The following is a 24,826-nucleotide window of genomic DNA, read 5'->3' on the forward strand; positions in this document are numbered from 1 at the left end:
CTTCAGGCATAAATAAAAAGTTCTAAATACTCTACATACCTAATATTCTGTACTATAAATACAGGGATGATACCACTCTAATAGTGGTTGAAAAAGACTTACAGGATGCCTGCCTTCAGGGCTTCGCGCTGCTGCTGGGCTCTAACGATATCTTCCGGCTCGCCTTTCGGAATAGCCTTGATGAGAGCGCGGGTATACTCCTGCTGCGGGTTCTGAAAGAGTTGCCCGGGTGTGCCGCTCTCAATGATCTGCCCTTTGTGCATCACCAGGATGCGATCTGACATATGCCTGGCAACCGAGAGGTCGTGGGTAATGAAGAGGTACGTGATACCGAACTCCCGCTTTAAGTGATTCAACAGGTTAAGCACCTGCGCCTGCACCGATACATCCAGCGCCGAGACCGACTCATCGCAGATAATGCACTTTGGTTGCAGCGCCAGCGCCCGGGCAATGCAAATGCGCTGCCGCTGTCCGCCCGAGAATTCATGTGGATAACGCTGAAAGTGCTCCGGCAGAAGACCCACCGTATCAAGCAGTTCCAGCACTTTTGCACGGCGTTCTTTGTCCGAAGTATAGCGCTTATGCACACGCATGGGCGCCATGATTGCTTCGCCAACGGTGTACATCGGGTTCAACGACGCGTACGGGTCCTGGAAGATCATCTGGAAATCGCGGCGGCTGTGGCGCAATGCTTCTAATTCTAGTTGGGCCAAGTCCTGCCCATCGAAAAGAACCTGCCCTGCTGTAGGCTCCACCAGGCGCAGCAATGCGCGTCCCAACGTTGTTTTGCCGCAGCCCGACTCGCCTACCAGGCCTACCGTTTCGCCGGGATATAGGGCAAAGCTGACGCCATCCACTGCTTTTACCTGATCGGTGATGCGCCCGAAAAGCCCTTTCCGAATAGGGAAGTATACTTTCAGGTCCTGCACCTGCAGCAAAGGCAATTGGCGGGCTGCTTCCTGTTGCTGTCTGAAACACGTAACGGTGCTCCCCGAACTATTTTCCGCCTGCAAGGGCTCCTGGCGCTGGTTTTCAAGGATGTTGCCAAAGGCATCTTCCGTCATGAAATTAGCTACAGTGGGAAGTATGGCTTGTGACTTAGTAGTAAGGCTGGGGCGGCAGGCTAGCAGGCCTTTGGTATAGGGGTGCTGCGGACGGGTAAAAATATCCAGCGTCCTGCCCTGCTCCACCAGCCGGCCTTTATACATCACCAGAATGCGGTCGGCCATCTCGGCCACCACGCCCAGGTCGTGGGTGATGAAGAGCACCGTCGTATTTTCCTTTATCCGCAGCTCATCTATCAATTGCAGCATGCGGGCCTGCACCGTTACATCCAGCGCGGTGGTGGGCTCATCGGCAATCAGGAGGCTGGGCTGGCAAGCCATCGCCATGGCGATCATGACGCGCTGCTGCTGCCCGCCCGAAAGCTCGTGTGGATAAGCGTCGTAAATTTTGTCAGGGCGTGGCAGCCGGGCTTGCTCAAAAAGGTGAATGGTGCGTATAAGGGCTTCTTTTTTAGAAAGCGTGGTGTGTAAGCGCAATACTTCGGCTACCTGTTTTCCACAGCTATACACCGGATTCAGCGACGACTGCGGCTCCTGGAAGATCATACTTAGCTCGTTGCCGCGTAGTTGCTGCAGTTGCTTTTCGGGGAGCTGCAGCAGATCTACCGGGCCATACCTGCGGGACTGAAAGATCGCCTGCCCACCCGTTATGCGGCCCGGCGGCGTGCTCAGCAGCCGCATCAGCGACAAGGCTGTAACCGATTTGCCGGAGCCCGACTCGCCCACGATCGCCACCGTTTCGCCGGGGTAAACTTCAAACGAGATCTTGTCCACGGCTGTGGTCGTGCCGTGGCGGGAGGCGAAAACCGTCTCTAAATGGCTGACCTGAAGTATGGGCGTGGGTGTGATCAAGGCAAGGGCGTTGGTGCTTTGGTAAAAATAAAGGTTTTGGTTGATTTCCGTTCAGTTAATTGCCAGCCCGCCTTTTTGCTCTTCAGCGGTTGCGGCCGAATGAAATTAATTTGCTGCACGCACGTATAGTTTTAAATTTGAAAGCAAAAGCAATTGCATACGCTATGACAAAAACGATCATATTTGACCTTGGCGCCGTGCTGGTAGACTGGAACCCACATTACCTGTACCGTAAGATTTTTGATGATGAAGCCGAAATGCTGCACTTTCTGGCGCACATCTGCACCCCCGACTGGAACGAAGAGCAGGACGGCGGCCGGTCGCTGCAGGAAGCTACCGAGTACCTGGTAGCCCGCCACCCCGAGCACGAAGAAAATATCCGGGCATACTATGGCCGCTGGGAAGAAATGCTGGGCGGCGCTATTGAAGGAACGGTCGAGATCTTCCGGAACCTGCGCGCAGAAGGCAAGTATAACCTGTATGCGCTGACCAACTGGTCGGCCGAAACGTGGCCCATCGCCCTGGAGCGCTTCGATTTCCTGCACTGGTTTGATGGCGTAGTGGTGTCGGGAGAGGAAAAGAACCGCAAGCCGTTTGCCTCGTTTTACCAGGTGCTCCTGGACCGCTATGATGTGAAGTCGGAAGAATCGCTGTTTATAGACGACAACCTCCGGAATGTAACTGCTGCCGAGCAATTGGGCATTCCTTCTATCCACTTCTCCTCGCCCGAGCAACTACGCGCTGCTCTGCAGGAAAGAGGCATTTTAAGCTGATTTCTGCTTTAAAGGCCTTCTGATGTTAAGGAGGATGGCTTTACAAATAATTGCGAATTTAAGAAAATCAAAAAGAGGCTGCTCCATATAGAGTAGCCTCTTTTTGATTTTTTATACTTCAGTTTAGAAACTTTACTGTTATTCGGCTGGCGTTGGCTTCATCAAGGGGAATACTAATTAATCTTCTTGTAAAAGCGTTTTAGGTAATCAGTTATTCAACTGTTATAGCCATCTGTTTACCCTTGTAAGTATAGGCATGCATTACCCCTACTCCTTCTTTTATATAAATGCCCTGCACATAATCGAGTTGCGGATAATGTTCCAGGTAGTATTGTTCTTCCGGGCGATAAACAGGTTGCTCTTTCATATGCAGGTGATACACATTTTGATAGGTTATGCCATTCAGGGTTACAGCTGGCAAAAACTCCTGCAAATAGGTTACATTATCCACCTGTGAAGTAGAAGCATCTTTGAAAATAAAGTACCGTTGGGTTATATAGTTTTCAATACTAGCTGATCCGCTTGGTATCGGCGCAGGGAATCTATTGTTATACCCAAGCCCGAAAACGATTATATCAGCAACATTATCTTTATCAATGTAATTATTGAACCGCTCCTGACTTGCATCTTTTCTATAAGTTATGCTGATGCTTACCGGACTGCCCCCCTCCACCTGGCTTGTATAAACTTTTTCCTCGGCAGTGTAATACTCCTTGCAGGAATTGGGATCAAATTTTCCACTATAGTTCTTTTTCCTTACAGGTATAACAACGGTACTTATACCATTCGGAGCCAGGTAATTCATACGGTGCTTGGTGCCATTAAATAGTGCGAAATAGCTTTGCCCCTGTGCCGGCTCAGCAGGTAAAAAGGCTATCAAATCGTTTGTAAACGCCAATTTGCCAAGGTTCAGGTCTTCGCAGCCGCAAGAGTACAGGCTTACAGACAAAGCCATGGTGGCTAAAAGTTGAGACAATTTCATGTTATGAAGGAAGGTTGCAAAGTATAGCTACAGACAAAAGCATGAAATATAGACAGAAGTCTCCGGATTATATGAAGTGTCTTTCAAAGAATAAGTGGACGGCACAAATTTCCTCAACACCAGAAACTGACAAACAAAAAGGGGCTGCTCCACATGGAACAGCCCCTTTTTTGCTTAATACTTTATACTTGCTTAGAAACCCTGCTGTTGTTCTACAGACCGATGGCTTTCAGGCTCGGGATGCGTTCCGAAAAAGCGCTTCTGGTTTAGCAGGATCAGCACCACGCCAATAAAAATGGCAGAGTCGGCTACGTTAAAGATAGGCCACAGCGACATGGGTTGTCCGCCAAGTATAGGCACCCATTGCGGAATGATGCCTTCCCAGAGATCAACATAAAACATATCGATCACCTGCCCATGGAACCAAGGTGTAGAAGAGCCATACGGGGCGTTATCGAACCACACGCCGTAAAAGGTGCTGTCTACCAGGTTGCCGATAGCCCCGCCCAGGATCAGCCCGATACACCAGAGCAGCCCTTTGGGTGCCTGGTGCTTTATCAGGTAGTATAGGTAGTAGCTAATACCGAACATGGCCACCAGGCGGAACAGGGTCAGGATAAGCTTGCCGTAGCTGGAGCCCAGCTCTACCCCAAAGGCCATGCCCGGGTTCAGGGTATAGTGCAGCTTCAGCCAGTCGTCGATGAGCTTGATCTCGCCGGGCATCCCCATCTCCATGTTATAATGCACGATGAGCTTCACGGCCTGGTCGAGCAGGATGACACCGATCGCCACCAGGTAATATTTCCAGTATTTCATATTTGGTTGTTAGGCCGCAAAAAGGACACAAGTCCTAAGACGTTCAATCATGAGGCCTTATACTTGCGTGTGCTTTAGCGGCTACACATATACTATATTTTAACGCACACTGCTGTAAAACAGAAGCAGCAAAGGCACTGCTGCCTCTGCTGCCCGGTTCTTAAATTACGGTACTTTCCTGTATCTGTATCTGCAGCAGGACCTGGTAGTCGTCAATGTCCAGCAACGTGGCGCTGGTCAGGGCTTCATCCGTTATGTCCAGTGTCAGGGCCTGTGTTTCGGCACAAATATAGGTTTTGTAGTTCAGCACGGCATCATTCACCTCTGCCGCCGCCAGCTGCATCACAATATGGATCTTGTCCTGCACGTCCAGGTTGCTGTCTTTGCGCAAGTTCTGGATACGGTTCACCAGGTCGCGGGCAATGCCTTCCTGCTTCAGCTCTTCGGTCAGGGTCACATCCAGGGCCACGGTCAGCTTGCCTTCGCTAGCTACCAGCCAACCCGGAATATCCTCAGAAGAGATCTCCACGTCGTCGGGTGTAAGTATAGCCGATTCCTCGTCGTTCAGCTGCAGTTCAATGCCGCCTTCGCGCTCCAGGTGCGCAATGTCCTGCTGGTTCATGTTCTGCACGGCAGCGGCCACCAACTTCATCTTCGGCCCGAATACCTGGCCCAGCTTTTTAAAGTTCGGCTTGATCTTCTTCACCAAAATGCCGGAGGTATCATCGATGTACTCGATGTGCTTCACGTTCACCTCGCTCATGATCAGGTCGGCCACGGCCTCTATCTGGTGCCGCGTATGCGCGCTCAGTACCGGTATGAGGATGCGCTGCAGTGGCTGGCGCACTTTGATCATGTGCTTTTTGCGCAGCGAGTGCACCAACGATGAAACGGTCTGGGCCAGTTGCATGCGCTCTTCCAGGTCTTTGTCGATGGCGTTGGCAGCCACTTCCGGGTAAAGCGTCAGGTGCACCGACTCCTCTGTATTCTTGCCACTCACGCTGTTCAGGTCGCGGTACAGTTGCTCGGTATAGAACGGCGCTATCGGTGAGGCCAGCTTGGCTACCGTCTCCAGGCAAGTATAAAGTGTCTGGTAAGCGGCTACTTTATCCAGGTTATACTCCCCTTTCCAGAAGCGTTTGCGGTTCAGGCGCACATACCAGTTGCTCAGGTCGTCCACCACAAAATCCTGTATGGCGCGGGCAGCCCGGGTCGGGTCGTAGTCGGCCAGGTTGGCGTCCACGTCCTGCACCAGCGTGTTAAGTTTGGAGATAATCCAGCGGTCTGATTCCGTACGCTGCGCCAGCGGCACATCAGCCTCAGCATAGGTAAAGTTATCGAGGTTGGCATACAGGGCAAAGAATGAATACGTGTTCTGCAGCGTGCCAAAGAAACGGCGCTGCGTTTCGGCCACACCCTCGGGGTTAAATTTCAAGTTATCCCACGGCGGGGCATTAGCGATCATGTACCAGCGGGTCGCATCCGGGCCATAGGTGCCAATGATCTCGAACGGATCGATGGCATTGCCTAAACGCTTGCTCATCTTGTTGCCGTTCTTATCGAGCACCAGGCCGTTGGCGATCACGTTCTTGTAGGCCACGCTATCTTCCAGCATCACGGCCAGGGCGTGCAGCGTAAAGAACCAGCCGCGTGTCTGGTCCACCCCTTCGGCAATGTAGTCGGCCGGGAAGTTCTGCTCAAACTTTTCCTTGTTCTCCAGCGGGTAATGCCACTGTGCATAAGGCATGGCGCCCGAGTCAAACCATACGTCGATCAGGTCTGTCTCTCTGTACATTGGCTTGCCCGATGGGCTTAAAAACACAATGTTGTCCACATACGGGCGGTGCAGGTCGGTGAGTTCCACGGCGGTGTTCATCAGACCGGCTTTCACCGCCTTGTTTATTTCCTCGTTCAGCTGCGGGATAGAGCCAATGCAGATCTCTTCTTCCCCATCTTCGGTGCGCCAGATCGGCAGCGGCGTGCCCCAGTAGCGCGAGCGCGACAGGTTCCAGTCCACCAGGTTCTCGAGCCAGTTACCAAAACGGCCGGTGCCGGTCGACTCCGGTTTCCAGTTGATGGTCTTATTCAGTTCGATCATCCTGTCCTTCACGGCGGTGGTGCGGATAAACCAGCTATCCAGCGGATAGTATAAAACCGGCTTATCGGTGCGCCAGCAGTGCGGGTAGGTATGCTCGTATTTCTCTACTTTAAAGGCTTTGCCTTCTTCTTTCAGTTTGATGGCGATGAGCACGTCGGTGGGCTTGTAGTCTGCCGCCGATTCGTCCTGGCCGTCGTAGTTTTTGACGTACATGCCGGCAAAGTCGGTTACTTCCTGCACAAAGCGCCCCTGCTTGTCTACCAGCGGCATGGGTTTACCATTCTCGTCCATTACCAACAGGGCCGGTATGTCGTTTTGGGCAGCTACCCTAAAGTCGTCAGCACCAAAGGTGGGCGAGATGTGCACGATGCCGGTACCATCCTCAGTGGTCACGAAATCACCCACCACCACTCTAAAGGCTGGCTTGTCGGGTTGCACATACGGCATCAGCTGGTGATACTCCACGCCTTCCAGGTCTTTGCCGGTAAACGTTTCGCCAACTTTAAACGGGATCAGCTTATCGCCGGGCTTGTAATCTTCCAGCGCCAGATCTTTGGCTTTGTCGCTGAAATAGCGGCTTACCAGGTCCTTGGCCAGTATCACCGAGGTAGGCTCGTAAGTATAGGGGTTAAAGGTTTTTACCTTTACATACTTGATACCTTTGCCCACTGCCAGGGCCGTGTTGGCTGGCAGCGTCCAGGGCGTGGTGGTCCAGGCCAGGAAGTATACGTTCTCGTCTTCGCTGTCGAAGAGGAACATATCGCGAGTCACCTTCTTCACAGCAAACTGGGCCACAATGGTCGTATCCTTCACCATTTTGTAGCAGCCCGGCTGGTTCAGCTCATGCGAGCTAAGCCCGGTGCCGGCTCCCGGCGAGTAAGGCTGGATAGTATAGCCTTTGTAAAGGTACCCTTTGTCGTAAAGGCGCTTGAGCAAGGCCCAGCACGATTCGATGTAATAGTTCTCGAACGTGATGTAGGGGTTATCCAGGTCTACCCAGTAGCCCATTTCCTCGGTAAGGGTGTCCCACTGGTTTTTGAAACGCATCACCGTTTCGCGGCAGCGCTGGTTATACTCCTCCACCGATATCTTCTTGCCGATATCTTCTTTGGTGATGCCCAACTCCTTTTCTACCTGCAGCTCTACAGGCAGGCCGTGGGTGTCCCAGCCGCCTTTGCGGTTTACCTGGAAGCCTTTGAGGGTTTTGTAACGGCAGAAAATATCTTTCACGGCGCGGGCCATTACGTGGTGAATGCCCGGCGTACCGTTAGCCGAAGGCGGCCCTTCGTAAAACACGAAATTCTCGTTGCCCTCCCGGGTAGCGACCGATTTTTCGAAAATGTGATGCTCCTTCCAGAAAGCCAGTATGTCCTGGCCCACCTGGGCGTAGTTCAGATTTTTATACTCGTTATACTTTACCATTTCCTGGTTTCTCTAATTCTTGTGCTACTTGCTCCTGTAAAGCATTCAGCGCTGAAGCTTTAAACCTTCTAAACATGCGCCGCTAAGCTGTGTTTGTCTGCTTTACCGAAATTTAGCAAAGATAGGCAATTTTGCTCATTCTCCGGCTTTTGCCGCTACAGAAAGCACTGTTCTACTGCCTTGCCTGGTTTGCAGGTATGCGTTGGTTTTCTCCGGTTCAAAATGTGCCTGCCTGATCTGCTTGCCTGTGTATAATCCGGACATATTGTGCCATTGCAAAGCCTTAAAGCGCTTTTTTATAATCTATTTCCACAGCGTAATTATCTAAATCAAGATTTACAGGATGAAAGGATTGGCAGGATGTATAGATTTCAAAAACACTCGTGCTCACGCTATCCCTTAAATTTAAAGTATTAGTGTCCTGTTCATCCTTTCATCCTGCAAATCTTGATTCTGACACTCACAGGACCTGCGCACACTGCGAGGTCTTTTACGTAGCTGTTTTTTCTTTTGTGGATTACACCTGCAGACAAGTATAACTTATACTTTGCTCTCAGGTATTTACCTGTTTGTTAACATGCCAACGAGGTAAATTTCTTCACAAATGATAGCCGATGTTTTACACATTTTTGTTTAACATAATTTTTACACTTAGAGACAGATTAACAATTCTCATCCTACTTATGTTCTCTGCTCCATCAGGCTTCCTGATCCAAAGCTTGCTGCCGGGAACATCATTTGTTCCCATAGTATGATTTACACAGACTAAGAAATCTACAGCAGTTTTCATTTCGGACAAGTATGGCCGGAACAGCGGAGTTATACTTGCTGCTTCTTCTATTTCAGCTTACTTCTTAGCGGCGCTGAAACAAAAAGGCGGCACTGCCGAAGCAATGCCGCCTTCAATTCTGCTGAATTTATACTTAGCCTAGCTTCTCTAAAATGCTTTTGAAGTTAACGGCTTTATCGATGTAGCTGCGCAACTCACTGCTGGGGATGCGGATCTGCTCGCGGCTGTCGCGGTCACGTACAGTTACGGTATCATCCTCCAGCGTCTGGTGGTCCACCGCAATACAGAAAGGGGTGCCGATCAGATCCTGGCGGGTATAGCGCTTGCCAATGCTGTCGCGCTCTTCGTAGATCACGTTGAAATCATACTTGAGCGTATCGAAGATCTGGGTAGCTTTCTCGGGCAGACCGTCTTTTTTGGTGAGCGGAAGAATGGCCGCTTTTACCGGAGCCAGGGCCGGATGCAGCTTCAGGAAGGTACGCGTTTTAACTGCATCGCCTTCGGTGATCTCTTCTTCCTGGTAAGCGTTGCACAGCGTCATCAGGAACAGGCGGTCGGCGCCGGCCGATGTCTCGATCACATAAGGCACATAGTTGCCGTAAGGCTTGCCTTCCTCGTTCAGGTCGTTATCGAAGTACTGCATTTTCTTCTTGCTCAACTCCTGGTGCTGGGTCAGGTCAAAGTCGGTGCGGGAGTGGATGCCTTCGATCTCCTTAAAACCAAACGGGAATTTATACTCGATGTCCACAGCGGCATTGGCGTAATGGGCCAGTTTGTCGTGGTCGTGGTAGCGCAGGCTTTCGGCCGGAATGCCAATGGCTTCGTGCCACTTTTTACGCGTTTCTTTCCATTGCTCGTACCATTCCATCTCAGTGCCAGGGCGCACGAAGAACTGCATTTCCATCTGCTCGAACTCCCGCATACGGAAGATGAACTGGCGCGCCACGATCTCGTTCCGGAATGCTTTACCGATCTGGGCAATACCAAATGGTATCTTCATGCGACCGGTTTTCTGCACGTTCAGGAAGTTCACAAAAATACCTTGTGCCGTTTCGGGCCGCAGGTAAATGGTGCTGGATTCCTCCGCTACCGAACCCACCTGCGTAGAGAACATGAGGTTAAACTGGCGCACTTCGGTCCAATTGGCCGTGCCCGAAAGGGGGCAGGTAATATTTTCGCGGATGATCAGCTCCCGCACGCCGTCCAGGTCTTCGGCTTCCAGCATGCGGCCCATTTCGGCTGTTAAGGCTTTGCCCCTTGCAGCATCGCCGGCGTTCTCGTACTGCGCGGCTTTTTCTTCGAGCAGCACATCGGCGCGGTAGCGCTTCTTCGAGTCCTTGTTGTCGATCATCGGATCGTTAAAACTGTCGATGTGGCCAGAGGCTTTCCAGGTAAGCGGGTGCATAAAGATGGCCGCATCCAGGCCCACCACGTTCTGGTTGAGCTGCGTCATGCACTTCCACCAGAGTTGCTTGATGTTGTTCTTGAGTTCCACGCCCATCTGGCCGTAGTCGTATACAGCCTGCAGGCCGTCATAGATCTCGCTCGACGGGAATACGAAGCCGTATTCCTTGGCATGCGAGATGATATCTTTCAAATCGGTATTTTCTGCCGTTGTTTTTTCTTGTGTCGCCATGCCGTAAAGATAGCCTTTTCGTTTTTTATAATAAAAATCCCAGCTTCACTGTTTTCTGATGCGTTTCGCTTTGCTGCTTACAGACAAATTTATAGCCCTTAGCGGTGCGCTGTGCTACTTTATTGCCTGTGTTAACAATTTCTTAACACAGGCATGAAAACCCTTTTTCGTTTTTGCCCTAACTTGCACCGTTTTTTCTCACCTATACTTTTAAAATGGCAAAAGCTAAACGCGCGAAACACGTTGTTCCGGTACAACCCCACAAGTTTACCAAACGCTTCAGTCTGGTAGACGTTGTAGTTCGCAAAGAAAAAAGATTTTTATACTTTATTGCCTTTTCCTTTCTCCTGGCGGGTATTGTGTATCCTTACCCGGGCATTGCCATGTGGGTAGGATTTGCCTTTGCCGCTTACTCTGCCATTGCCAACGACAGTATCCAGACGATCGGTACGTTTATCGTTGCCAACGAAGAGAAGCCCTGGTACTGGCAGTGGCTGTTTATGGGACTCATCTTCCTGGGAACGGTAGCTTTCAGCTGGTATACCTTCAACGGCGACGTTACGTACCAGCGCCTGGCCACGCCCGGGCTTAATGTGGCGCCCACCAGCTTCGTATACCTGCAGCTGGCTTCGCCTATCGTGCTTTTGCTTTTAACGCGCTTCAAAATTCCGGTATCTACTACGTTCATGTTGCTCAACGTTTTCTCGGCTTCGTCGGGTACCGTGGTGGGTATGGTGAGCAAGAGCTTAATGGGGTATGCCGTTTCTTTTGTGGTAGCTTTGGTTATTTACCTGTTGCTGACTAAAGTTATCAAGCGTTTTATCAAAGGCAAAGCCAACATGTTCTGGGTTGTTGCCCAGTGGCTCATCAGCGGTTTCTTATGGTACATCTGGCTGGCGCAGGATTTGGCCAACGTGGCTGTTTACCTGCCGCGTAATTTAAGTGTCTGGCAATTTGCCGCCTTTGCCGGCTTTATTTTCATGTTGCTGGGCTTCCTGTTCTACAAGCGCGGCGAAAAGATACAGCACGTGGTGAACGAGAAATCGGAAGTGCGCGATGTGCGCAGCGCCGCTATCATCGACCTGGTGTACGGCATCATACTCTACTACTTCAAAGAGCTGAACAACATCCCGATGAGTACGACCTGGGTGTTTGTGGGCTTGCTGGCCGGCCGCGAGCTGGGCATGCACATCCAGTCGCATGACAAGAGCGTGAAGTATATCAAAACCTTCCGCCTCATTGGCAAAGACATTCTTTCTGTCACTATTGGTCTGGTGATCTCCGTTATACTTGCCATAGCCATTAACCCGGTCATGCAGAAAGAAGTGATGGACTTCCTGTTCAAATAAGCTGCTTATACCTTTCTCACAAAAAAAGCCCGGCCATACACCGGGCTTTTTTATGTCCTTCTTAGCCGTGCTGTAAACTACCTGAATGGCCCTTACACAAGCCAGGCACCTGTTTTCATACTCTTATCTACAGCACAACTGCAGGCTTATACCCGGTTCTGCTTTTACTTGCGGCATTCGTTTTAAACAAAAATCCCCGGCAGGCGCAAGGCTTACCGGGGATCTTATACGTTATTTTAATGCTGTTTATTTCTCAGGCCACACGACTTCCAGGTCATCATTGATAAAGACGCCAAAGTTGATCGCGATCAGCTGCTCATCATCGAAGTAGAGGTCGATCATTTCCTTCTCGAACGAAATGCGGGTTTCGCCGCCTTCCATCTCCTCTTCTTCCGGGTTGTTCACCCCATTGTCGGCGAAGAGCTGCAGGATCTGGTTGGGGCTCATTTCAAAGATCCGTTCTCCCCAAAGCTGTACTTCGCGGTTGGCCGTTTCGATGCAGCTTAAACGGTATTCATCTTCTTTGTCGAAATAGAGTGAATAGCCTTCTTCCCAATAGTTCCAGGCCTGGTGCTCAAAGTCGTCGTCCTCTTCCGACTCCTCAATTTCCTCAGGCTCTCCTATCAACTTCTCTACTTCTTCCATTGTCAGGCCAAACTTGATCTTACCAAGTCCCTTGCCTAACCTGATGTCCTTATTGATCATGTTAATACGTAGGTTATGATTTTTGCAAAGATACGTGAATTATACAAGCTGGTATATACTTTTTGTTCCCCTAACTTACTTTCCGGCACCATTCATTTGCTTAAAATTCAGCAGCATGCGCTGGTACGTTTCATCGGCTTTTGCCAACTCCCACTTTTCCTTGAATATTTGCGCTGACTGCGCCTTTTCTGCATCCGGCTCGTTGGGCAACAGGTACTTTTTCCGGGCTGCTTTTTCCTGCTCCCAGGTAGGCTCCTGCTGCGGGTTCTGCTCATACTTGCGGCCAGACTTATGGTTAGCGTAACGGCGCGCACGGGTATAGCCCATCTGCAAAAATTTGCGGGCCATATCCGCCCCTACAAAGTCATTCTGCTGCAGGTAGTCCCGGAACTTGGCATAGATCGTTTCAGAAGACTCAGTGGCTATCTCCGGCGTTCTGAAGCGCCAATGCGGCAGGATCTCCGATTTGTAAGGCTCTACCAGCAACACACCCTGCTCGCCTTTGCCTACGCGGTACAGCTCCGGATGCTGCCGGAAATCCGTCTTCCCAAAATCCAGGTCATAGTTAAACGTTTTGCCCTGCTCCTTCTTCATTTACTGTTTCTATACTTTCCGATTTAATCAAGGTGCTCTGCGAGGTGGCGTATTGCTCCGGGTATATTACAATAAAACTGTTATTGCTATAGTTTCGCGACAACATACGCGGCACGTAGTCCAGGTTATTGTTGTACGATACGGTGCTTTTCCGGGCTGAGATCACGATCATCATGTCGTCTTTTTTGATCTCTGATCGCATGGCCGAAAAGTCGCGGATGCTTTCGTAAGGTATAAACTCGGCTTCAATAGCCGGCTTGGCACCGGTGGCAATGCTTTTGAGCTTGCTCAGAGTTCTGCGTTGCGCTCTGAAAACCACCTTAGCACCCAACTGCTGCGCTAACAAATTTACCGACCGCACCCAGCGCATAAACCCCCGTTCCAGTTCCGCATTGGTGGGCACGATCACGATCAGCCGGCTGGTGGTATTCAGCGGTTGAATGATGCGGCAAACCAGGAACATCTGCTCTGTATTTTCCAGCAGGTTGTCCAGCACGGTTCCAAAGATCCGGGCCTGGGTCGTAATTTTCGCATTCCACCCCAAAACCACTTCCGTGATCATAAGCTCTTTTATGGCACGCAAAATGCCGCTTGCAATGTTGATATCTATTTTGGAAACCAGCTGCACATCGTTATCCGTTGCCGATGCCTGTTTAATAGCTTCCTGCAGCATTTTGTTCTTTTTATAAATTTCCTCCTCGGCATGCTCGTTGTCGATCACCACAGCCAGCGGATAGATCGGCTCGTGTTGTGCCGGGTTCTTGAGCATGATGGCCAGGTCGATCAAACTTTCCATAGATTTTGGATTGCCGACCGGCACCAGGATCCGGTCTGGCTTATCACTTACATCGGGCTTTTTACGGCGCTCTATAATGGCCAGCAGTTTGGCTGTTTTCTCTGTCGTAAACGAACTTACCAAACTAGAGGCTAGGATCAGGGCTACCGCGCCGTTCAGCGCGCTTTCGCCGAGCAGGCCTACCTCATACCCTGCCAGCACTACCGCCAACGTGGCGGCCGCATGCGCGCTGCTCAAGCCAAAGATCAGGTGGCGCTGCAGTTTGCTATACCCAAATATGCGTTGTGTAATGTATGCTGCGGCATACTTACAGAGTGGCGCCAGAATAACAATGGTAGCCGCAATGATCAGGGCATTTGTATCGGTGAAGAGCTTTATGAGGTTCACCATCATGCCCACGTTTAGCAGGAAGAAAGGAATAAAAATATTATTCCCTACAAATTCTATCCTGTTCATCAGCGGCGAAGTATGCGGTATAAGCGGATTGAGGGCCAGCCCCGCCAGGAACGCTCCAATAATAGCATCCATCCCGGCCAGCTCAGCTATAAAACCTGACGCGAAGACAATGGCCAGCACAAAGATGAACTGCGCCCCTTTCTCGCTCTCCAGCTGCTTGAACATCCACTTGGCCAGCTTCGGAAATACGCCTATCACAATCACAACAAACATGCTCATCTGGATCAGCATCTTCAGCCAGAAACCGACACTCATTTCTCCTTCTGTCGAACCGGTGATAATGGCCAGCGTTAACAGCACGGCTGTATCCGTTATCAGCGTACCGCCAATGGTGATCGTAACTGCTTCGTTCCGGCTTAATCCCAGCCTGCTTACAATAGGATAGGCCAATAAGGTATGCGGGGCAAACATGCTGGCCAGTAGTATGGCTGGTTTTATGTTGTACCCGATCAAGTTATTAAACACCAGTGTTCCCACTACAATTGGGATCAGAAAGGTGAGAGCGCCGAATACAATGCTTCGAACTTTATACCTCTTGAAATCGATGATATCAATTTCGAGCCCTGCCTGGAACATGATATAGAGCAACCCCACCGTACCGAATAAAACGATACTGGCATCTCTTTCCAAGATATGCAGACCATGGGGTCCTATAATCACGCCGGCAAGTATCAGCACCACGATACTTGGCACCCGCAGCCTTCGCATTAGTATCGGAGCACCAAGTATAATCAGCAATACCAGCGTAAAGATCTGCACCGGCTCTTCGAGTGGTATATGTAGTTCCATCAGTAATTTCATAGTTTCATTTCAACGGCTTCCGACTAAAGTTAAGGCTTTTTTTTCTTATGCCTTTGTGTAACTGTCCTGCTTTCCTTACTCAAATTTTCGCTTTTCTATGAGCTTTCCACACATCTCCATCTCTAATAATTTTATTTAATTAAATTTTTAAAAGAATCTTTCTCTCATTATTGAGTGTGTTCATAAGTGCATAACTCTACCCATATTTGTGTAAGCGTAACAACTTGTTTACATACTCCAGGTTTTTCACCCGCTCTCCACATTCTCAAAATTTTTAGAAATATCTTTCTCAAGGGTTTAAAGCTGTTTTCCACTTTTTGCCCTTTTATGTGTATTTCTTTTTACACTATTCACACAGACGTGGACAACCCTAAAATTTGAGAGAAGTTGTGCACCTGTTTCCACTTTTCGGGTGTTCCACAGCCGTTTTGGGTAGCTCCGGACAAGGGGTGTGTAAATTGTTCTACGGTTTACCCACGTTTATCCACCGTTATACCCACAGCTTTGTGGATTTCTTTTATTTGTTTCTGATGTGCTTTAAACGCGCTCTTAAATACACGAATTAGTGCCTCTGATTTTATCTTACGGGTGAGAAGCAAAAAGCTTTTCACTTTCACAAACCGTGAAAACGAAACAGAATTTTACACGCGCCGGAATTTACCGGCCTGTATAAAGGAGCGAGCGGAAGGTGACATGTGTAACGTGTAGCTGCCAACGTGAAGCGGGAACGGGATTCAAGGAAAGGGAGTAGGCAGTACACAGGCTGAGACAGGCGTGCCGGAACAGCTTCGGCCTTTGAAAGCTTTCCGTTTGCCGATGTATAAACCTGGTAAGCAGAAGAGAATTGTAAAGGAAGAGAGCTGCGCTGTTGGGGATAGGATGTCCTGGTTTAGCAGGCACAAAAAAAGGGAGACCGACTAGGCCTCCCTTTTTTTGTGTTTTCTTCTAAATTAAAATTCGAGCTTGATCGCTTCCAGTTCCCAGTTCGCACGAATATCGATGGGATTCGGATAGAGATATACTTTCTCAAAGGCTTTTTCCAGCTTCGGATCCGGTTTATCCCAGCGGCCATTGTTGTTTTCATCTACCAGCACCCGTATATAATATTGCCCCGGCTCGAGGTTGGTGAAAATAAACGTTTTCATATTCCGGATCTCTTTTACCGGATTATACTTTGTATCGAGCAGCTGGATAATATAGGAAGGAGACTTGGTTTGGATAATTCCTTTCACGCTGCCCAACCCATTATTATCTGCTATCGGCAATGGAATAGCAGGGAATACTAACGGATTGCCCTGTAACGGGACGATGGCGGTGCTATCCAACACCAGGCTGAATTGTTTATTGCGGCCTTGCAGCGCTGGGAGCTGAAAGCGCAATTCGGTACCTGATGGATCCAGGGTAAGCTGCCCTGGATATTTCAGGGCCTGCAGTACTACCGAATCTGCCATAATGCGAACTGGCTCGTTCCCGGTAATCTTGACAGGCGTCTCGAGTTCGATGGTAACCGTTTGCCCGGATCTGTAAGCGGGCTTTGCATTGTTTGTAACCTGTAGTTGCGCGCCTTTCAGCAGCTGGGCACGCTTCCCTTCAAAAGCAATTTGAACAGTATCTACCGCTATATTGCCCGAGGAATCCACTGCAGAGAAGATTGCTTTTCCACCATTGAAAGTAGGCGTTTTGAACAGCTGGAATGCTTTGCCTCCGGTACCCTTTCTGAAGTATAATGTGTCGTTTGGCTGCTGCTGGCTCCTTGCGCTGAACCGCAGGATGCCTTCGTTATAAGTGCCTACAAACCGGTCACTATATCGGTCACGTTGGGTGAGAATAGGCTTCTTGGTATCGATTTTTACGGTCTGCAAAAGTACCGGTGCTGTGGTAGACGTAATATGAATAGGTGTGGAGAAATAGGCCACTTTCTCCGCCTCGTTATCGTAAATGGCATTTTTGTTTTTATCTATCAACGCGTAGATCCGGTAATCTCCCTCTTTGATATTCTCGAACGTATACTTGCCCGCGGCATCTGTCTGCGTCTGATAATAGGGTAGATCTTCTCTGATATTCAGCGTATCGTTTGCCGGGTAAAGTGCTACCACGGCATCTTTCTCCGGTAGCTGCGTCATCAGATCTACTACCGTACCAGCTACCTTGCTTGAGTCGATAAAGGTGCCGGTGCTGAAAGCCAGTTTTAAGTTCAGGGGTTTGTTACTTTCGGTAATATCCATCAGCCCTTCGCGGAAGTTGAAAGTATAGGTGGTATTCTTCAGCAGCGGTTTTTCAAACTCCAGCGTAATCGTTTCCTTATCCGTTTTCACCTTATAGGTGTTGTTGGTATTAGGCGTGATGAGCAGTTCGCGGGTAAGATTCTTAGCTTGGATCTCTTCGTCAAATGTCAGGCTAACAGTTTTGCCTTTCACGTTTAACTGCTGGTTTTTCGGAGTGCTGCTCTTCAGCGTTGGCGGCGTGGTATCTTTGGGGCCACCCTCCGGGCTACTGATGCTCGCGCACGAGCTCATACCCGTTATAAGTGCTGCTGCTACAAGTATGGCGTGTATCTTCATGTGTGTAGGTTCTTTAAAAACAAAGAGGCAAACTTACGCTTGCCTTCTCTGTTTTCAACTTATCAATAGTTTATTTCTTTTTAGCCACAAAGATGAGGCTGGAATAATCGTTCCCGTTCTTTTCGGCATGGCTGTTCGATTTGTATCCGTTCAGCACGCTTGCCAGCATTTTTGTTTTGCCATCCTTATGCTTTTCGCTTAGCATACTAACATAGTAGGCATCAAACTTCATGGGCAGCACTTCTTCCAGCACCATCCGATGCTTCTTCAAAAAGCGCTTCATGGTAGGCTGCGTGAAATGATACAAGTGGCGGGGCACGTCATAAGCAGCCCAATTCTCTCTGTACTCTTTGGCGTCGTGCGAGTCGGCGTTGGGCACGGCAATAATCAGGGTGCCATTATCCTGCAGGCTCGCGATCAGGGCATCTACCGTTTCGTTGAGCGTGTGCACATGCTCCAGCACATGCCAGAGCGTGATCACATCAAACTTTTCGCCTGAAAGATCTTCCAGTGATGCGGCAATGTTTTCGCCGGTTTCGGCTGTGGCTACCTGCCTGGCGCGCTCATTGGGCTCGATGCCTCTTACCTCCCAGCCATCTTTTTTACAAGCTGCCAGAAACACGCCCGTCCCGCAGCCATAGTCCAGCACGCTGCCTTTGCCCGCCGCATGCCTGTTGATAAGCTCTACTTTCTGCTTGGTTGTAATGGAGCGCACCACATGGTAGGCCCTGTTGATAATGCCGCTTTTGGTATTGCTGTGCGAGATGTAATCCTCCGATTCATAGTATGCTCCGATGCTCGCTGCATCCGGTCGCGGGTTGGTAAACTTAAAGCTGCAGTTCTCACATTCCACTAGCACAAAGCTCTCTTTTGATACAGAGTTGTCCGTTACTACTAAAAAGTTTTTGAACTCGTTTTTGCCGCAAACCGGGCAGTGTTCTAATCTTTCGTAGCTCATTTATTTTCCGAGGTATACCATTAACACCGAAATATCGGCCGGTGTCACGCCACTTATTCTGGAGGCCTGCCCTATCGTTTCAGGATTTATCTTCAATAATTTTTCTTTGGCTTCTGCCGATAGCGCCGGAATGTTTCTATAGTCGATCTTCTCTTTGATCGTATAGTTTTCCAGTTCGCTCATCTTGTTGGCCATCACATATTCTTTCTCGATGTAGCTTTCATACTTCACCGAAATACCGGCCTGCTCTACGCTGTCCTTTGCAAACTTGCTAAGGTAATCGCCTATAGCCGGTATAGCCGCTGCCAGGTGTTCTATCTCGATGTTCGGTCGCTTGATGAGCTGGCCGGCACGCTGCTTTTCTACGATCGGGGCAGAGCCCATCTCTTCCAGCATGCTGTTGATATCTCCGGGCTCAACAGGCTTGTTATTTAAATAGGCGATGATTTCAGCTGTTTCCGTGATCTTCTTATCCACAGCTTTCATACGCTGTTCATCGGCCAAACCAAGTTCGTAGCCAAGCTTTGTCAGGCGGATATCGGCATTGTCCTGGCGCAGCAGAATGCGGTGCTCTGCCCGGGAAGTAAACATGCGGTATGGCTCGTTAGTGCCTTTGTTTACCAGGTCATCAATCAGCACGCCAATGTACGCTTCGGATCGTTTAAGCATAAACGGTGCTTTGTCGTTTATCTTGTTATGTGCGTTAATGCCCGCCATCAATCCCTGGCAGGCAGCTTCCTCGTAACCGGTGGTGCCGTTTATCTGGCCGGCAAAGTATAAGTTCTCTACCAGCTTTGTTTCCAAGGTCAGGTTCAGTTGGGTAGGCGGAAAGAAATCATACTCGATGGCGTAGCCTGGGCGGAACATTTTGGCATTCTCGAAGCCCACTATTTTGCGGAGGGCTTTGAGCTGCACGTCTTCCGGCAATGAGCTGGAAAAACCATTCACGTATACTTCCACCGTGCTCCATCCTTCCGGCTCCACAAAAATCTGGTGGCGGTCGCGGTCAGCAAAGCGGTTGATCTTATCTTCTATACTTGGGCAGTAACGCGGGCCCAGGCCCTGGATGCGTCCCTGGAACATCGGCGATTTTTCAAAGCCGGTCTTCAGGATCTCGTGTACCTCCGAGTTGGTATAAGTGATATAGCAGCTGCGCTGTTTTTGCAACGGCTCAGTATCAGTGTAAGAAAATTTGGTGGGGTTCTCGTCGCCGAACTGCTCTTCCATCCGGCTATAGTCCAGGCTGCGGCCGTCTACGCGCGGCGGGGTTCCGGTCTTCATGCGGCCGGCTTCAAAGCCAAATTCCACCAGTTGTTCGGTTAGCCCTTTAGCTGATTTTTCAGCGGCTCTTCCGCCTCCCAGTTGCTTTTCGCCGATGTGGATAATACCATTCAAAAAGGTGCCATTGGTTAAAACAACGGCCTTTCCACGGATAGTTATCCCCAGGCTAGTGCGCACTCCGACAGCCTTCCCTCCTTCTACGGCAATGCCCGTTACCATCTCCTGCCAGAAGTCAACGTTCTCTGTTTGCTCCAGGCTCAGGCGCCAGGCTTCGGCAAACCGCATGCGGTCGCTTTGCGCGCGCGGGCTCCACATAGCCGGACCTTTGGACTTGTTGAGCATGCGGAACTGGATCATGGTCTGGTCGGTAATGATACCGCTCATCCCGCCGAGGGCATCTACCTCCCGAACGATCTGTCCTTTTGCTACGCCCCCCATGGCGGGGTTGCATGACATCTGGGCAATGGTGTTCATGTTCATGGTAGCAAGGAGCACCTTCGATCCCATTTTAGCGGCAGCGGCGGCAGCTTCACAGCCGGCATGTCCGGCGCCTACAACTATAATATCGTATTCTGGAAACATGTAATCTGATTTAAGAGATGTTTCACGTGAAACATCTGCAAGAGGTTGGGAATTCCTTTTGAGACTAAAACTTTCGCAAAGATAAGGAAGAATCCTCTTCTTTGCGCATCAGTGTCTCTTCCTCGTCAGACTTATCTTTGAAACCGAGCAGGTGGAGGATGCCGTGGATGACGACGCGGTGTAGCTCGTCGGTAAAGGAAGTGCCCAACTCCGCGGAGTTGTCGCGTACGCGGTCTATGCTTATAAAAACATCACCTTCAATAGTGCCTTCTTCGTCAGCATTATTGAAGGTGATGATGTCGGTGAGCGTGTCGTGATCGAGGTACTCGACGTTGATCTCGTGCAGGTACTCGTCGGAGCAGAAAATGTAAGTAAGCGGGCCTAGCTCCTGGCCGTGTTTCTCAATTACTGTGGCGATCCAATCAGATACTTGCTCCGGGTTATCCAGCGTAAAATCGACGTCCTCGCTGATAAACTCAATTGGATGATCCATTCTGTAAATTAGCAATGTTAAAGATGAGCTGAACCTTTTTTCCGTTATCGGCAAAGTTAACCTCATCGCAAAGGTTGCGCATCAGGAAAATGCCACGTCCGCCGGGGCTCTCCAGGTTTTCAGGAGCGGTGGGATCTGGCAGCTGCTCGTAATTAAAGCCAGGGCCTTCGTCTTCAATTTCAAAAAGCAACTTGTTGTCCTCGATCTGAAGCGTCAGGTATACGTTCTTGTCTTTGTCGAACTTGTTTCCGTGGCGGATAGCATTATTTACAGATTCCGTGACAGCAACCATGATGTTGCCATAAATGTCGTCTTCAAACTCGAATTCTTCCTTAGAATTGTCGATAAAGCTCTCTATTACGCGGATATTCTCGATAAGGGAAGGAATCTGAATTTTAACCTGATTCATATCAATCGTTAAGTGTAAAATTAGGTGCTTACTTATTGCTGATGTTCTGAAAATACTCGTTAACCTTCTGCTTGTAATACGGCGACAAGGCAGGCGGTATGGTTTTAAGCAGTTCTGTCTGCTTTTCTTTTGCTTTTAAATACTTCTCAAACGAGGGCGGAACTTTGCGGGCAATCTCTTTGGCCGAAGTAGCCTCGCGTTTATTGTCCAATTCCCGTTCCTTCACAGCCTTCTCCGCTTCCAGTAATCGGGTCAGGATTTCACGCTGCCGCAGGATGGTCTGTTCGGTCAAACGTTTATTAACGAGATCAGTCTCGCTTTGTTCCATCATCTTACTGATATTTCCCAACTGGCCGCTTTTGCCGTTTTCGCCTGGTTTTTGCCCCTGCTTCTCCAACTCCTGCATGGCATTTCGTAAAGCCTCCTGCTCCGCAGCCAATTTAGCTAATTCTTCAGAAAGTGCCTTACCCGATTGCCCACCTTTTTTCAAATCTTCGATTTTTTTGTTCAATTGTTGCTGCAATTCTCCTAAACCACCGGGTTTGGGCTTGGCGCCCTTCTGTTTGCCGGCCATACTTCCCTGCATTTGCTGCATGGCCTGCTGCATTTGCTTCAGCGCATCGTTGAGCATCAGCGCCAGGTTGTTCATACTTGTCATAGCCAGTTGCTGCTGCACATTGGCCTTGGGCACATTGCGGTCGCTGAGCTGCTTGAGGCTGTTGTCCATACTTTGGTTCATAGCCGCTACCTCGCGCGTTACGAAAGACTGGATCTGGAATACTTTTTTGGATAGGGCAAAGAGGCTGTCTTCAATTACCCGCGCATTGTCTTTCAGGGCCAGCTGCTTTTGCGATAGCGTGATGAAGCGCGGGTCGCTCTGGCTTACACTTCGGAACTGCTTCATCACATCTTCCTGGTCAAAGGAGAGCGTAATGAGGTTCTCCAGGATATCGCGCAGGTTGTCCAGGTTCTGCTCCATGCCGGCCATGCCCATGCTACTTTTCATCTCCTGCATTTTCTGGGCCATCTGCTGCATCTTCTCCCCTGCCTTCTGCTGCGACTCGCTGGCTTTTTTGTTTTGGTTCTTCTCTAGCTGCTCCTGACTCTGCTCCATCTGCTGCTCGATGCTTTGCTGCTCCTGCTGCTGTTGCTGCTCGTCTAGGCTGTTGGGGTTCTCCAACTGTTGGTTCAAATCTTTGAGCTCGTCGAGCTGTTTTTTCACGTCCTCAAAATCCTGTTGCAGTTCTTTCTGCTCCTGCTGCAACTGCTGGTTTTGTTGCTGTTTCTGCTCGGTTTTGTCGGCCAGCTGCTTTTCGTCTTTGGCCATTTCGGTGAGCTTCTCCGACACGTTGCCCAGTTTTTGCTCGAACTGCAGTTGCTTAAATAGCTCCAGGACACGCTCTATCTCACGCTCCAGGTTCTTTTCTCGGTTATCGAGCTTGCTGAGCAGTTTCTGCATCTCGGTGTCGTTGGGCTGCTGCTGCTGGAGTAATTTCTCCAATTCTTCGTAAAGCTTTTTGGTTTCAGGGTCCAGCAGATCGTTCATCATTTTCTGAAGTTGCTGCGCTTTTTCAGCCAGCTGCTTGTTAGGCTCGCTGAGCATGTTCTGCTTTTTGCTGAGCTGGTCAAACATATCCTTCATCGAAGACAGATCCTGCTCCAATTGCTTTTTCTTGGCCATCAAATCTTCCAGCTGCTTTTTGTCCTGCCAGTTCAGGTCGCGCTTGGTCTTCATCTTGTCTTCTGATTTGGCCAGTTCTTTCTGCAGCTCGTTGGCCTGGTTCAGCGTCTGGCTCAGTTGGCTGGATACCGACTGGGCATTGCTGTCAAGCTCTTTCTGCAGCTCGCGCTTGTCAGGTACTTTTAGTTCGAAGGTGCGCGTGCGCGCCGCTTTAGGGCCGTGTAGGCCATCGTTGTCCCATACCTGCACAAAGTACTCCAGCTTGTCGCCGGGCTGCATGTTCAGGGCGGCGGTGTTCCACTGATAATAATAGGTCTGGCTGAGTTGCTGCAGGTTTAGTGGAAGCGGCCGGCTTTTGTAAGTAGCCTGCGGGGTTTTGTCGTTGCTGATGCGGTAGTGCAGCGCCAGGCGGGTCAGCCCGTAATCGTCCGACACATCGCCGCCCAGTACCAGGTAAGTATAAAGTGCCGTATCCTGGAACTGCTCCATACTGATCTGCGGGTGCCGGTCCGGGATGGTGGTGATCTGGTAGCTGATCGGCTCCTTGTTGGTGCTGTAGGCGTTGCGGAGCCTGATGCTATAGTTGCGGCTCTGGTTAAACTGCTTGGAAGCGGTAAAGGTGTTTGCGTCCTTTACGGCTGTCAGCACCTGGGCCGGCGCCTCAAAGGCTAGTTTTACACTATCGGTTTCGGTGGCTGCAAAATGCCAGGTAAGGGTGCTGCCTTCGGGCACTACCGCGTTGCCGGTATTCTGGATCTCCTCAGGCTTTCGGTTTAAGTATGGCGGGTAGGCCACCTGCATCCGGAACTGCCGCAGGTTAGGGCGCGAAAGCAGTTGCAGCTGGTAGTGGTCAGAGAAAAAGCCGGAGCCCTCCAGCTGAAATTCCACAGGCTTCTGCAACTGCTTAAAAGTATAAGTATAAGTGCCCTTGCTGGCAGCAGTGAGCTGCTGGCGCCGGCCGTTATAGTTGAGGTATACTTCGTTTGGTACAGCATTGCCAGTGACAGCAACTTTCAGCTCAAAGTCTTCGCCGCGGAAGGCCTGCAGCGGCTTGCTCTGCACCACAAACTGAAAAGGCGCCTGCGGGGTATAATGGGTTTTATAGTGGATGATGCGCTCGGTGCCCTGCAGCAAAATGGTGGGATAAATAAGCGCAATGAGCACGGCAATAACTACCGGCAGCGCTACATACTTGAGCAGGGGTGTGTTTTCACGGTACGTCACGGCATCCGTAAACCGGAAGGTGACCAGCTGGTTGGTGCGCTGGGCGATACTGGCGGCGATCAGCTCGTTAGTGCGGTCCAGGTTCTTTAGCTGAATTGCATTGAGCAGCTTATCGCGGATATCGGGGTAATGGGAACCTATCCGCTGCGCGGCCTGCTCGTCTGTCAATACTTTTTTCAGGTTAGCCAGGGCCGAGAGAGGCAGCACGATCCAGCGGACCAACACGTACACCACCACTGCAACAAAAGAGAAGAGCAGAAACGCCCGCACATACTCCGGAAAGTAGAACATGTACTCCAGCAAACTATACATGATGTAAACAGAAAGCAGGAGCCCGACTGCAAAGATGCTCCCCCGCAAGAGCATGTTGCGGTAAAACTTTTGCTTGAACTCCTGCAACTGATGCAGCAACTGATCGAGTGCATCGGGATGTTTCATGTCTTTGCTCCTTCCTGTTTAGCGCATGGTGCCTGTCCGGGACTTTTACGTGTAAAATAAGCGCA

16 protein-coding genes are annotated in these 24,826 nt (G+C 50.1%); 2 read left to right on the forward strand and 14 right to left on the reverse strand.

All coding sequences use genetic code 11. The features are described 5' to 3' along the window. Positions 1-98: 98 nt before the first annotated feature. Complete coding sequence (locus LWL52_RS15870) at positions 99-1,916, reverse strand: ABC transporter ATP-binding protein (protein WP_242921632.1); 1,818 nt, start codon at positions 1,914-1,916, stop codon at positions 99-101. Between the two features lie 164 nt (positions 1,917-2,080). Between LWL52_RS15870 and LWL52_RS15875 the strand changes: the two genes are divergently transcribed. Further along, positions 2,081-2,689 carry an HAD family hydrolase gene (locus tag LWL52_RS15875; protein ID WP_242921634.1) on the forward strand — a complete coding sequence of 203 codons (609 nt, stop codon included), beginning with the start codon at positions 2,081-2,083 and terminating at the stop codon, positions 2,687-2,689. Between the two features lie 211 nt (positions 2,690-2,900). Here the strand turns inward: LWL52_RS15875 and LWL52_RS15880 are convergent, their stop codons facing one another. From LWL52_RS15880 to LWL52_RS15895, 4 genes are all read right to left on the reverse strand, one after another. Continuing rightward, positions 2,901-3,671, reverse strand: coding sequence for a hypothetical protein (locus LWL52_RS15880; RefSeq protein ID WP_242921636.1), 771 nt, complete (start codon positions 3,669-3,671; stop codon positions 2,901-2,903). Positions 3,672-3,863: 192 nt separating this feature from the next. Next, a complete protein-coding gene (locus LWL52_RS15885; protein WP_242921638.1) occupies positions 3,864-4,487 on the reverse strand; it encodes a lipoprotein signal peptidase in 624 nt (207 codons plus the stop codon). Between the two features lie 160 nt (positions 4,488-4,647). Further along, on the reverse strand, positions 4,648-8,007 hold the full coding sequence (gene ileS, locus LWL52_RS15890) for an isoleucine--tRNA ligase (protein ID WP_242921640.1): 3,360 nt from the start codon (positions 8,005-8,007) through the stop codon (positions 4,648-4,650). Between the two features lie 923 nt (positions 8,008-8,930). After that, positions 8,931-10,433 (reverse strand): glycine--tRNA ligase, encoded by a 1,503-nt coding sequence (locus tag LWL52_RS15895; protein WP_242921642.1) that lies wholly within the window; start codon positions 10,431-10,433, stop codon positions 8,931-8,933. Between the two features lie 215 nt (positions 10,434-10,648). Between LWL52_RS15895 and LWL52_RS15900 the strand changes: the two genes are divergently transcribed. Beyond that, complete coding sequence (locus tag LWL52_RS15900; RefSeq protein ID WP_242921644.1) at positions 10,649-11,782, forward strand: hypothetical protein; 1,134 nt, start codon at positions 10,649-10,651, stop codon at positions 11,780-11,782. Between the two features lie 246 nt (positions 11,783-12,028). Here the strand turns inward: LWL52_RS15900 and LWL52_RS15905 are convergent, their stop codons facing one another. From LWL52_RS15905 to LWL52_RS15945, 9 genes are all read right to left on the reverse strand, one after another. Further along, positions 12,029-12,487 carry a hypothetical protein gene (locus tag LWL52_RS15905; protein ID WP_242921646.1) on the reverse strand — a complete coding sequence of 153 codons (459 nt, stop codon included), beginning with the start codon at positions 12,485-12,487 and terminating at the stop codon, positions 12,029-12,031. A gap of 75 nt (positions 12,488-12,562) precedes the next feature. Beyond that, entirely contained in the window at positions 12,563-13,081 is a 519-nt protein-coding gene (locus LWL52_RS15910; protein WP_242921648.1) for a DUF4385 domain-containing protein, read from the reverse strand. Then, positions 13,053-15,122 carry a cation:proton antiporter gene (locus LWL52_RS15915; protein WP_242921650.1) on the reverse strand — a complete coding sequence of 690 codons (2,070 nt, stop codon included), beginning with the start codon at positions 15,120-15,122 and terminating at the stop codon, positions 13,053-13,055. The genes LWL52_RS15910 and LWL52_RS15915 overlap by 29 nt, the downstream gene beginning before the upstream one ends. Before the next feature lie 962 nt (positions 15,123-16,084). Next, positions 16,085-17,695 carry an Ig-like domain-containing domain gene (locus tag LWL52_RS15920; RefSeq protein ID WP_242921652.1) on the reverse strand — a complete coding sequence of 537 codons (1,611 nt, stop codon included), beginning with the start codon at positions 17,693-17,695 and terminating at the stop codon, positions 16,085-16,087. A 70-nt stretch (positions 17,696-17,765) separates the two neighbouring features. Continuing rightward, positions 17,766-18,653: a class I SAM-dependent methyltransferase gene (locus LWL52_RS15925; RefSeq protein WP_242921654.1), complete on the reverse strand. Its 888-nt coding sequence runs from the start codon at positions 18,651-18,653 to the stop codon at positions 17,766-17,768. Further along, the gene (gene mnmG, locus LWL52_RS15930; RefSeq protein WP_242921657.1) at positions 18,654-20,516 is read right to left on the reverse strand and encodes a tRNA uridine-5-carboxymethylaminomethyl(34) synthesis enzyme MnmG; all 1,863 of its coding nucleotides are present in this window, start codon (positions 20,514-20,516) and stop codon (positions 18,654-18,656) included. A gap of 64 nt (positions 20,517-20,580) precedes the next feature. Further along, positions 20,581-21,009 (reverse strand): rRNA maturation RNase YbeY, encoded by a 429-nt coding sequence (gene ybeY / locus LWL52_RS15935; RefSeq protein WP_242921659.1) that lies wholly within the window; start codon positions 21,007-21,009, stop codon positions 20,581-20,583. Further along, a complete protein-coding gene (locus LWL52_RS15940; protein ID WP_242921661.1) occupies positions 20,993-21,418 on the reverse strand; it encodes an ATP-binding protein in 426 nt (141 codons plus the stop codon). The genes ybeY and LWL52_RS15940 overlap by 17 nt, the downstream gene beginning before the upstream one ends. A gap of 28 nt (positions 21,419-21,446) precedes the next feature. Continuing rightward, positions 21,447-24,761 carry a DUF4175 family protein gene (locus LWL52_RS15945; protein ID WP_242921662.1) on the reverse strand — a complete coding sequence of 1,105 codons (3,315 nt, stop codon included), beginning with the start codon at positions 24,759-24,761 and terminating at the stop codon, positions 21,447-21,449. Between the last annotated feature and the right edge of the window lie 65 nt (positions 24,762-24,826).

The organism is Pontibacter liquoris (genome assembly GCF_022758235.1).
In the GTDB taxonomy this organism is placed as follows: Bacteria; Bacteroidota; Bacteroidia; order Cytophagales; family Hymenobacteraceae; genus Pontibacter; species Pontibacter liquoris.

What these genes read in the sequence shown, in the direction of transcription:
- LWL52_RS15875 (WP_242921634.1), top strand. Translation starts at nt 2,081, where the DNA reads ATGACAAAAACGATCATATTTGACCTTGGCGCCGTGCTGGTAGACTGG.
- LWL52_RS15880 (WP_242921636.1), bottom strand. Translation starts at nt 3,671, where the DNA reads ATGAAATTGTCTCAACTTTTAGCCACCATGGCTTTGTCTGTAAGCCTG.
- LWL52_RS15885 (WP_242921638.1), bottom strand. Translation starts at nt 4,487, where the DNA reads ATGAAATACTGGAAATATTACCTGGTGGCGATCGGTGTCATCCTGCTC.
- ileS (WP_242921640.1), bottom strand. Translation starts at nt 8,007, where the DNA reads ATGGTAAAGTATAACGAGTATAAAAATCTGAACTACGCCCAGGTGGGC.
- LWL52_RS15895 (WP_242921642.1), bottom strand. Translation starts at nt 10,433, where the DNA reads ATGGCGACACAAGAAAAAACAACGGCAGAAAATACCGATTTGAAAGAT.
- LWL52_RS15900 (WP_242921644.1), top strand. Translation starts at nt 10,649, where the DNA reads ATGGCAAAAGCTAAACGCGCGAAACACGTTGTTCCGGTACAACCCCAC.
- LWL52_RS15905 (WP_242921646.1), bottom strand. Translation starts at nt 12,487, where the DNA reads ATGATCAATAAGGACATCAGGTTAGGCAAGGGACTTGGTAAGATCAAG.
- LWL52_RS15910 (WP_242921648.1), bottom strand. Translation starts at nt 13,081, where the DNA reads ATGAAGAAGGAGCAGGGCAAAACGTTTAACTATGACCTGGATTTTGGG.
- LWL52_RS15915 (WP_242921650.1), bottom strand. Translation starts at nt 15,122, where the DNA reads ATGGAACTACATATACCACTCGAAGAGCCGGTGCAGATCTTTACGCTG.
- LWL52_RS15920 (WP_242921652.1), bottom strand. Translation starts at nt 17,695, where the DNA reads ATGAAGATACACGCCATACTTGTAGCAGCAGCACTTATAACGGGTATG.
- LWL52_RS15925 (WP_242921654.1), bottom strand. Translation starts at nt 18,653, where the DNA reads ATGAGCTACGAAAGATTAGAACACTGCCCGGTTTGCGGCAAAAACGAG.
- mnmG (WP_242921657.1), bottom strand. Translation starts at nt 20,516, where the DNA reads ATGTTTCCAGAATACGATATTATAGTTGTAGGCGCCGGACATGCCGGC.
- ybeY (WP_242921659.1), bottom strand. Translation starts at nt 21,009, where the DNA reads ATGGATCATCCAATTGAGTTTATCAGCGAGGACGTCGATTTTACGCTG.
- LWL52_RS15940 (WP_242921661.1), bottom strand. Translation starts at nt 21,418, where the DNA reads ATGAATCAGGTTAAAATTCAGATTCCTTCCCTTATCGAGAATATCCGC.
- LWL52_RS15945 (WP_242921662.1), bottom strand. Translation starts at nt 24,761, where the DNA reads ATGAAACATCCCGATGCACTCGATCAGTTGCTGCATCAGTTGCAGGAG.